The sequence below is a fragment of the Neobacillus fumarioli NBRC 102428 genome (assembly GCF_001591485.1).
Lineage (GTDB): Bacteria > Bacillota > Bacilli > Bacillales > Cytobacillaceae > Neobacillus > Neobacillus fumarioli.
The window spans coordinates 1-9,214 of sequence record NZ_BCUZ01000107.1 but is presented as its reverse complement, the minus strand read 5'-3'; the positions used below and the strand labels follow the sequence as shown (position 1 = coordinate 9,214).

General features: G+C 41.0%; 13 protein-coding genes. 6 read left to right on the top strand and 7 right to left on the bottom strand.

Annotated features, from left to right (window positions below):
* Nucleotides 1-58: 58 nt before the first annotated feature.
* The 3 genes from preA to BFU02S_RS12775 form a co-directional block, all read right to left on the bottom strand.
* Entirely contained in the window at nt 59-1,348 is a 1,290-nt protein-coding gene (gene preA, locus BFU02S_RS12785) for an NAD-dependent dihydropyrimidine dehydrogenase subunit PreA (RefSeq protein ID WP_066371296.1), read from the bottom strand.
* Nucleotides 1,349-1,363: 15 nt separating this feature from the next.
* Nucleotides 1,364-2,749, bottom strand: a complete 1,386-nt coding sequence (locus BFU02S_RS12780; protein ID WP_439951012.1) for an NAD(P)-dependent oxidoreductase — start codon at nt 2,747-2,749, stop codon at nt 1,364-1,366.
* A 347-nt stretch (nt 2,750-3,096) separates the two neighbouring features.
* Complete coding sequence (locus BFU02S_RS12775; RefSeq protein ID WP_066371295.1) at nt 3,097-3,915, bottom strand: uroporphyrinogen-III synthase; 819 nt, start codon at nt 3,913-3,915, stop codon at nt 3,097-3,099.
* A 192-nt stretch (nt 3,916-4,107) separates the two neighbouring features.
* Here BFU02S_RS12775 and BFU02S_RS12770 point away from each other — a divergent pair, with 192 nt between their 5' ends.
* Nucleotides 4,108-4,404, top strand: a complete 297-nt coding sequence (locus tag BFU02S_RS12770) for a hypothetical protein (RefSeq protein WP_066371291.1) — start codon at nt 4,108-4,110, stop codon at nt 4,402-4,404.
* 123 nt (nt 4,405-4,527) lie between these two features.
* Here BFU02S_RS12770 and BFU02S_RS12765 read toward each other — a convergent pair whose 3' ends face one another.
* Entirely contained in the window at nt 4,528-4,911 is a 384-nt protein-coding gene (locus BFU02S_RS12765; protein WP_235842058.1) for a (2Fe-2S) ferredoxin domain-containing protein, read from the bottom strand.
* A 117-nt stretch (nt 4,912-5,028) separates the two neighbouring features.
* The gene (locus BFU02S_RS12760) at nt 5,029-5,808 is read right to left on the bottom strand and encodes a cobalamin-binding protein (RefSeq protein WP_066371281.1); all 780 of its coding nucleotides are present in this window, start codon (nt 5,806-5,808) and stop codon (nt 5,029-5,031) included.
* A gap of 88 nt (nt 5,809-5,896) precedes the next feature.
* Between BFU02S_RS12760 and BFU02S_RS12755 the strand changes: the two genes are divergently transcribed.
* The gene (locus BFU02S_RS12755) at nt 5,897-6,442 is read left to right on the top strand and encodes a metallophosphoesterase family protein (protein WP_066371278.1); all 546 of its coding nucleotides are present in this window, start codon (nt 5,897-5,899) and stop codon (nt 6,440-6,442) included.
* A gap of 28 nt (nt 6,443-6,470) precedes the next feature.
* On the opposite strand, the gene BFU02S_RS12750 is transcribed toward BFU02S_RS12755, so the two are convergent.
* Nucleotides 6,471-7,052, bottom strand: coding sequence for a branched-chain amino acid aminotransferase (locus tag BFU02S_RS12750; protein ID WP_066371275.1), 582 nt, complete (start codon nt 7,050-7,052; stop codon nt 6,471-6,473).
* A gap of 129 nt (nt 7,053-7,181) precedes the next feature.
* Nucleotides 7,182-7,664, bottom strand: a complete 483-nt coding sequence (locus BFU02S_RS12745) for a PaaI family thioesterase (protein WP_066371267.1) — start codon at nt 7,662-7,664, stop codon at nt 7,182-7,184.
* A gap of 168 nt (nt 7,665-7,832) precedes the next feature.
* Between BFU02S_RS12745 and BFU02S_RS17350 the strand changes: the two genes are divergently transcribed.
* From BFU02S_RS17350 to BFU02S_RS17805, 4 genes are all read left to right on the top strand, one after another.
* Nucleotides 7,833-8,108, top strand: coding sequence for a hypothetical protein (locus BFU02S_RS17350; protein ID WP_235842057.1), 276 nt, complete (start codon nt 7,833-7,835; stop codon nt 8,106-8,108).
* Between the two features lie 51 nt (nt 8,109-8,159).
* Entirely contained in the window at nt 8,160-8,336 is a 177-nt protein-coding gene (locus tag BFU02S_RS17345; protein WP_235842059.1) for a molybdopterin-dependent oxidoreductase, read from the top strand.
* Nucleotides 8,308-8,904 carry a molybdopterin-dependent oxidoreductase gene (locus BFU02S_RS17340; protein WP_235842056.1) on the top strand — a complete coding sequence of 199 codons (597 nt, stop codon included), beginning with the start codon at nt 8,308-8,310 and terminating at the stop codon, nt 8,902-8,904. Before BFU02S_RS17345 ends, BFU02S_RS17340 begins: the two co-directional genes overlap by 29 nt.
* Nucleotides 8,901-9,214: CotG/ExsB N-terminal domain-containing protein (locus BFU02S_RS17805; protein WP_439951011.1), on the top strand; the 314-nt coding region annotated here is incomplete at its 3' end. The genes BFU02S_RS17340 and BFU02S_RS17805, both read left to right, overlap by 4 nt.

Below are 9,214 nucleotides of genomic sequence, written 5' to 3'. Positions count from 1 at the left end.
ACACTACCAAGCTCATTTGGTCTGAGATAATCTCAGACTTCTAAAATCGGTGTTTAAACTAGTAATTTGGTAAATCAGCTTTACAGACTGCAGTCATATTTAATGCCTTTTGCCGTTCATTCCAAGTCATTGGCGGAAGCTCGCTCTTCACTTCAATCATGTCAATCGCACCTTCCACCGGGCAGACAATCGAACACAAATTGCAGCCGACACAGTCCTCTTCCCTAACTTTTAGGTAACTCTTTCCTGACGCATCAGGCCGTCTGTCAATACATTGATGGGCAGTGTCTTCACATGCTATATGGCATTTATTGCAATTAATGCAAACATCCGTATTGATACGGGCAACAATTTGATAATTGAGATCTAAATTGCCCCAATCAGAGTATTTGGGAACTGACTTGCCGATGATCTCATTAACAGCAGCAATTCCTTTGCTATCTAAATAGTTATTCAGCCCTTCAATCATATCTTCCACAATACGGAATCCGTGATGCATCGCCGCAGTACAAACTTGGACTCCGGTTGCACCCATCAGCAAAAACTCGACGGCATCCCGCCAATTGGATATCCCGCCGATACCCGAAATAGGAACATTGATATGGGGGCTTCGTGCACATTCAGCTACCATATTTAAAGCAATCGGTTTTACTGCCGGGCCGCAGTACCCGCCGTGTGCTCCTTTTCCAGCTACATGGGGAATTGTATTCCATGTATCAAGGTCGACTCCTATTAAACTATTGATAGTATTAATTAAACTGATGGCATCGGCTCCCCCGTTTACAGCCGCTTCCGCTGTTGCCGTAATATCGGTTATGTTTGGCGTTAATTTGACAATGACGGGTGTTTTTGCTACCTCTTTAACCCAGTAGGTTTGCCGTTCTACCAGCTCAGGAACCTGTCCGGAGGCAGAACCCATTCCCCGCTCCGCCATTCCGTGCGGACAGCCAAAATTTAATTCTAGGCCGTCCACCCCGACATCTTCGACCCGCTTGACAATTTCATGCCATTTTTCCTGTTTCGGTTCAACCATAAGGGAAGCGACAATTGCATGATTGGGAAATTTCTTTTTCGTTTCATAGATCTCTCTTAAATTAACATCAAGTGGTCGGTCAGTGATCAGTTCTATATTATTAAACCCAGCCACTTTTTTTCCGCCAAAACTAATTGCGGCAAATCTTGACGACACATTTAAAATCGGGTCGCCAAGGGTTTTCCAAACAGCACCTCCCCAGCCTGCCTCAAATGCTCTTTGAACCTGATAGCCGGAGTTTGTCGGTGGAGCCGAAGCGAGCCAAAAAGGGTTCGGGGACGATATCCCAGCAAGATTTATACGCAAATCTGCCATTTCTTTTCCTCCCTATTAAGATGGATAGAGTTCATTCAAGCTTTCAACCGTTGAAAATTCTCGATGAATGGCGGCAGCTGCCTTTTTCCCTTGCTGGGCCGCCGATACCACCATGGCTTCCCCCTTTCCTTTACCAAAAATAATATCGCCACATGCATATATTTTCGGGTTAGAAGTTTGAAATGTTTCTGGATCGACTTTAACGATGCCGTCTTCATGATAAAGGCCAAATTGTTCAATCAGGGCTGTATGTCTTGTCTGTCCAATCGCTTTGATCACAGCATCTGTCGGAATTACAAATTCAGAGCCTTCCACTGGTTTAGCTTTTCTTCTTCCGTCTGCTTCCGGTTCATCCAGTTTCATTCTGACACATTCAATGCCGATTACCTTGCCGTTCTGATCCCCGATAATCCGCTTTGGGGCAGTTAGCCAGCGGAACTCAACACCATCCTGTTTGGCAAATTCATATTCAAAGTCATAGGCGGTCATTTCCGCCATGGTTCTACGGTATAAAATTTTGACATTTGCAGCTCCTAAGCGGACTGAGCAAGTCGCACCGTCAATGGCGGTATTACCGGCGCCAATCACCACCACACGCTTTCCGATGAAGTTTTTTGATAATTGCCCTGTTTTGGTTGCTTTTACAAATTCAATAGCATCATAGACGCCGTCCAAGTCTTCTCCTTCAATTCCAAGGTTTGGCACCTGCGCCATTCCTGCTGCCAAAACAATACGATCAAACTGATCTAATAATTCAGAAACACTGATATCTTTTCCTACTACCGTGTTCGTCCGGATTTTTACATTCATTTTTTCAACTTGGGCGACTTCCCAGAAGGAAATCTTCTGCGGCAAGCGAAAAGAGACAATCCCATACGTATTTAGTCCGCCAGCTTGATCGGCGGCTTCATAAATCGTCACATCAAAGCCAAATCTCGCCAGTTCCCTTGCCGCTGATAAACCGGCAGGGCCGCCGCCAATGACAGCGATTTTCCGGCCATTTGGTTTCCCTGGTGTAAACAAAGTTTGTTCATTATGGATTGCCCAGTCGGTCGCATATCTCTGCAGATTTCCGATCATGATAGGCTTTGTGGAATCGTTCAGTACACAAGCTCCTTCACAGAGCTCATCAGTAGGACAAACCCTGGCACAGCTTGCTCCTACCGGGTTTTGAAACATGATGGTTTTGGCTGATCCGAGTAAGTTTCCTGAAGCGATTTTTTTAATAAAGGCGGGGATATCAATACCTGTTGGACAGGCTTTGGTGCATGGAGCGTCATAGCAGTAGAGGCAGCGGTTGGCTTCTTCCAGCGCTTCTTGATTTGTCAGGCCCCTTTCTACTTCCTGAAAGTTCTTTTCCAGTTCAGTCAAAGAGATGTGCACAATTTTTTCAGCGGTCAAATAGAAACCCTCCTTTTATGAGAAGTGTTATTATCGATGAAAGCGCTTAAAACAACGTATGATCCAATCAACTCCTTTTTTTAAATTTCTGCATCTAACTTTGATTTTACAGGAACACAAAAAGCGATACACCTGACAAACTGTAAAATATCGTTTGGTATTGTTTATCCAATATGTAAAAAAGATTAGCAATTAGGGTTGTCTTTACTATAGCATATTGAAAATAAAAATTTTGTAAAAAAATAGCCGTTTCCATTCAACAAAGAACGATATTTTCTCGTAAAATTCTCGATATATTTATGCTATATAACCAATGAAAAAAGTGCACCATTAAGATGCACATTGTGTTAAGTATCTTGGAGATTCTTATAATATTGTGATAATTCTACCACCATTGCACCCATTCTTTCTTTTTCCGGCACAAGCAGTTTGTCCACTCCTTCTTCCCTTAAAGCCTCTGCTGTTACTTTACCAACAGCGGCTGCGAGGGAATTTCCGCTGAAACATTTAACAATATCCTTATGGATGTGATGTTTTCTTGCATAATCAAACAGTGCGTGAACTTGTGCTGCAGTTGTAAAACAAACAGCATCACACTCTTGACTTTGCAAATCTTCACATAATTGAGCAACTACTTTTTCTTCTGGGGGAATATGCTGATAGGGAAGAATCTTTTGTATGATGGCCCCTTGGTTTTGCAAAAAGTTTGTCAAGACATGTGCCTCTTCCCCATGTAGCTGCAGCATAACCCTTTTTCCGGAGAAGTTGAAATTTTCCAGTGCAGCAACCAGTCCTTTGGTAGTTCCGTCTTCATCAACGACTATTGGTTCAATTGCCAATTTCCTTAAGGCAGCTAATGTTTTATACCCTCTGGATGCCACTTTGGCATTCCGGATCCGTTGTAAAAATGGATCCTCTACATTCCATTTACCTGCAAGATTTAATAGTGCTTCAAATCCCATCCCGGTTGTAAAGATAACCCAATCGGCTCCTTCTTCTACAAATTTTATTACATCAGGCTCTACTTCGTTTTCAGCGAAAAAGACAGTTCCTTGCAGCGGACGGACAAGAGGAATTCCTCCCTGTTTTTCAATTAACGTACTGATTTCTTCGATTTTACGTGAACCGCAAATGGCAACTCTTTTGCCTGTTAACCCTTTTTTCATCTTTTCTTCCTTTCTGAATGAATGTAGTAAAAACCTCTCTTTATTATAATAAGGAGTAGCTTCAATTGAAAAGCAGGAAAGGTGTATATTAGTGTGAAAATTCATATTTTTCTGTATAATGTATTTATAAATTACGAATGGTTACATTGGACATACTGAATGATATGAAATAAATTAGGAGGAATCCCTTTGATGAATAGCAATTCATTCAGTCATTTTATCAATGAAGTTTCATTGCAAGCAAAATTAGAAAATATCTGGAGTAATACTTGTGGTTCTTGGCAAAATTGCAATGATGCCAATATCCAAACATTTTTATCCCAATGCCTTGACTATAATATTGACCCGCAATTTGGAATGAGCTGGATTGAGCAGCATAAGAACGAAATTCCGAATTGGCCAAGTGTTTCCGAAACATCCTTCGGGTGGATCAGTGAGCATACATCTTCCGGTTCTCCCATTTCTATGCACGATGAAAATTTAAGCTAATTGAAAAGTGAGAAGCAGCTTAAAATAATGGGAAAATGTTCAACTCAACGAAAAATAATTACCTGGCACCGCCCGAATTTTGTCAAATTTTCGACATTATTTGGGCGGTGTCAGGTATTTTTACTAAATTTTATAACGTTCAAAGACGTGGTTTTGGAGTGCTTCAGGTAAATCAAGAAGATAACCTGCCTCAGCTGAAGCTTTAGCCCATTCAAACAAGGCTTCATACTGAAGATGCTCTGTGATCCTCCCTAACCATATTTGTTTTTCAGGGGTTAAAATGGAGACGACATTGGTCAGGTCACAAGGTCCTAAACAGCCAGTAATCGTGAGTTGAATGGATTTCAACAACCTTGCTTCCTTCCAACTTTTTTTTAACCATTCTAAGGGAATTTCTGGTTTCCCTTTGTCAATACGACCGCAGCAACACCCAGATGCGCATACTAATATTTGTCCCATCACCTGACGTTTGGTTAATAGAGTAGATGGCATTGTTATATGATGCAATTGAATCCATCCTCCTACATGATTAAATATCTTAGAACGATCGATGCGATGTTAAATATATGAATAAAGGAAAAACCCCCGATTACCTTATCATTTAAAAATGGGAGTCCAAATTACTTACATCTCTGATACATTACGTATAAGCTGAAAAAGCTTTTCCAGGCCGTCCAAAAGCCTTGGTGATGGGCGGCAATATAATTCCTCCTCAAGAATAAGAATCTGGTTGTCGCTTTTGAAGCCAAGTTTTTCGTAACCTGGGCGCTTTTTTGCGATTTCTTTTTGTATCTTCTCCTTTCTGACCCCTACCCAGGCAAGGCAAATGAAATCCGGCTTCCTTTTTAAGACATCCTCCCAGTCCGTTTGCACACTTGCCAGTTCAACATCTTGAAAGACATTTACGGCCCCGGCTGCTTCTGATATTTCTGTTAGCCAATTTATTTTTCCCGGAGTAAAAATCGGTTTCGGCCACCATTCCCAATAAAGCTTGGGATGAGTTTCGGCATTTGCCCCTTTTTCTTTTATTTTTTCCAGCCTGGCACGAAATGTCCGTGCCGCTTCGAGTCCACGATCCGGTTCTCCAAGGGCTTCTGCGGTTATGATTAAGTCCTGTTCTATCTCTCTCAAAGACTGTGGATTCAACACGATATGCGGAATTCCCCGTTTCTTTAGAGACTCAACGTTTTTTTCCATACCTGGCACACTTAAAGAGGCAAGAACCAAGTCAGGCTTCAGTTGTTCGAGAAGGTCCATATTGATCGATAAGTCCGGCCCGAGCTTTGGCAGTTCGGCTATTGATGAAGGCCAATCAGAATAATCGTCCACCCCAACCAGTAAATGGGTCAAACCTATGTATTCCATGATTTCTGTATTACTAGGGCAAATGGAGATAACACGCAATTCATTCCTCCCCTTTCTTAAGAAAATTAATTAAAAGTTAAGATTACTATTTTAATTTATGGACATCATAAAATAAATGGAGAAAGTTATGTTAAAAATCATCATATCCTTCTTTATGTCATTACAGATATTTGGCAATCATCCTTTTCAAACGGAACGGAATCAAATGACCGGTGAAAGCAATCCTGATGGTGCATATATTTCTGATAAACAAAATCAATGGTTAGAAGAAACGCTTGCAGAAGGTGCCGGAAGTGGCAAGCCGATCTTTGTATTCCTGCACCAGCCGATTACTGGTACTGTGTATGGCAGTGAATGGGGAGCTGGTTTTCAAGATCAAAAAATATTCGCGATATTAAAAAAATACCCGCAAGTCATTTTATTTACCGGACACTCGCATTATCCTCTTAATAACGAAAAGAGTATCATCCATGATGGTATTACCATGGTAAATACAAGTTCTGTTGCCTATACTTATACACCACAGACTGGTGCGGATGACAGTAAATCTCAAGGGTTAATTGTGAATATCTATCATGATAAAATTGAATTCAAGGCGAGGGAATTCGATACGAAAAGCTGGATTAAGACCGTCACCATTCCTTTAAAGTCCCCCCATCAGGTTCAAGACTAAAGTTGATGGGGGTTGATTTTTTACCCCTTTATAACTCTTCTATTACTTCTAACATACTAAACATGAAACGATAAATTAACTGGTAACCTTCCCCTATTGTCATATTTTCATGAAAACCATCCACGGCATTCAACGCAAAGTTTAAATTCCACAGGCCTTCTTCATTACTGAACATTAAATCAAATGTTGCTCCCTCACCTGCTAAATGATTGGATAAATACTCTTTTAATCTCTTTGCAAACTTCTTTTGCAATTTCAAGCCAAGCATGACATCATATGTTCCAAACACATCATCAAGTTCAAGAGAAATAGCATCAACTTGGATGAAATCAAACCATTTTGACTCTAGATAAATAAATTCATTTTTATGCTTATAAAAATATACAAGGGGCTGGTTTAAAAAGTCAGCTGATTCATTTCTAATCATGTTTTCTGTTTCTTTCTCACATCGTTCAATATAGGCATTCGCAAAACGTAGTTCTTCTGGTTTTTCCATCAATGGAATATCTGCAAGCTGATGCTTTTCGGCATACTCTTTTTCTAGTTGAAAAAGCGCGACATTCTCATCTTTTATACCATTTATGTATTTTCTTATATTTTCAGATAACAAAGCTAGTTCCTCCTAAATCCTGCTCTCACTTAATTATGGTGTTTTTTTAGGTAAAAAAGCAAGTAGTAATGATAAAAGAGGTGATGCCATAACTCTCACCTCTTCATTCTAATATCCTTTTGGGAAATTTTATTTTTTTAAAAAGGTACTTGGCATTACAACGGCTATTACTTCACCGCTCGCGCAAAGCTCGTCATTGGCAAATACTTCTGTTTCCACCTTATACTTCTTCGGATGTATTTCGGAAACCGTCCCAATTGCTTTTAGTGGGGCTCCATGTGGTGTTGGTTTGATGAAATTCACATGTAAAGAAGCCGTTACAAATCTTGGCGGTTCGGCGCCTTCCCCTGGTTCATGACCATTTTTTCGGTGCAGCATAAGAGCAGCCGAGCCAGTTCCATGACAGTCAATTAGTGAAGCAATAAGACCGCCGTATACAAAGCCTGGCAGTGCCATATGTTCTGGTTTTGGTGTATAAATCGTGACTGTTTTGTCACCCTGCCAGCCAGTTCGAAAATGATGTCCTGCTTCATTTAAACGTCCGCAGCCGTAGCACCAGGAGAAATCATCGGGATACTCATCCTGAATAGCATGTGTAACTTTTTCTTCCATTTCGTACCTCTCCTCTACTATTCGTAAACGCTTTCAATCTAATCCTTTTAAATATATCATTCTAAAAAATAACAGGTCAATAAATTGAAATTAGTTAGTGTCAGGCACCATGTTAATTTCTCTGTAATTAGCATAAATATTAGAAATAGCTTTTTTTAGGAGGTTTGTATGCAGAATCCATACTACAATGAAGCGAAGCCTTCATTGATTATCCGAAAATTACAGCCGGAAAATAAGGAGGCACCGATTCAGTTTATGGAAGCACCGATCACGGACAAAAAGCTTTTTTACAGGAGAAATCACTTTTCCTATCCACGGCTGGCACAGGCAAATTATTGGCTTCCAGTCAATGGGCATGTTCGGACACCAAAGCTGTTTTCCATTGATGAACTCAGGAATCTCCCTCCGGACGATCAAGGTTACCATGGAATGTGCAGGAAATAAGCGACGTTTTTTGAACCTAAAGTATTTGGGGAGCAATGGGAAAATGGAGCAATTAGCCAAGGGTACTGGAAAGGTGTTTCATTACATACTTTGCTTCAACAAGCTGGATTGAAGCAAGGTGCAAAGGAGGTTGTGTTCGAAGGGTATGATTATGGAGTAAGAACAGACTTGGACGCGGTTGTTTCGTTTGTGGGGAAGTTTGCCATTAAAGAAGGCGCTCCATCCTGACACCATCATTGCTTATGAATACAACAACCAGCCCATCCCATTTCGTCATGGTTTTCCATTAAGATTAATTGTTCCTCAGTGGTACGCTATGGCATCGGTTAAATGGCTTAAGCAAATTACGATCATAGATCAAGAATTCTCCGGACCGTTTCAAACAATCGACTATATGTATTATCCAAACAAAGAAACCAATGATCATGCCCAACCAGTGACAACCTTAAACGTGAACTCCATTATACAAAAACCGCTTCATATGGAAATTCTCAATACCGGTATCCATCCCATTAAAGGAATTGCCTGGACAGGCAAAGGAATCATTACCAAAGTCGAAATCAGCACCGATAACGTAGAAACCTGGTCAGAAGCAAAGATTCAGAATCAAACCCACGGCCACTATGGCTGGGTCACCTGGGAAATGGATTGGAAGATCACCAAAAAAGGAGAATTTACCATCCTTTCAAGGGCATCCGATTCCCACGGCCGAGTCCAGCCCGCCACTCCCTTATGGAACCGCAAAGGCTATGGCTACAACGCAATCGACAAAGTGAACATAAAATTGAATAAATGATTGTCCAACATTCTAATTCCAATACAAATGTCCACCTGAGACGGACAAATCCGCAGTTTGTCTTTTTGCGGTGCCTGACACCATTTTCTCTCTGTCCACATACAATAAATTGCGAAAGTTTTAATGACTTTTCTGCAAATCTTTTTGGAGGTGTTCTAATGAACAGGTATACTGCATTGGAAATTGAGGAAGCGGTAAAAGAGGTGGAGGAATTAGGATTAGGTGATTTCTTGCACCAAGATCCACGCGGTCAGCGTTCGAGCCGCCGTCGTTCTCGCCGCAGAACTCGTCGTTCTTCTCGCCGCTCAAG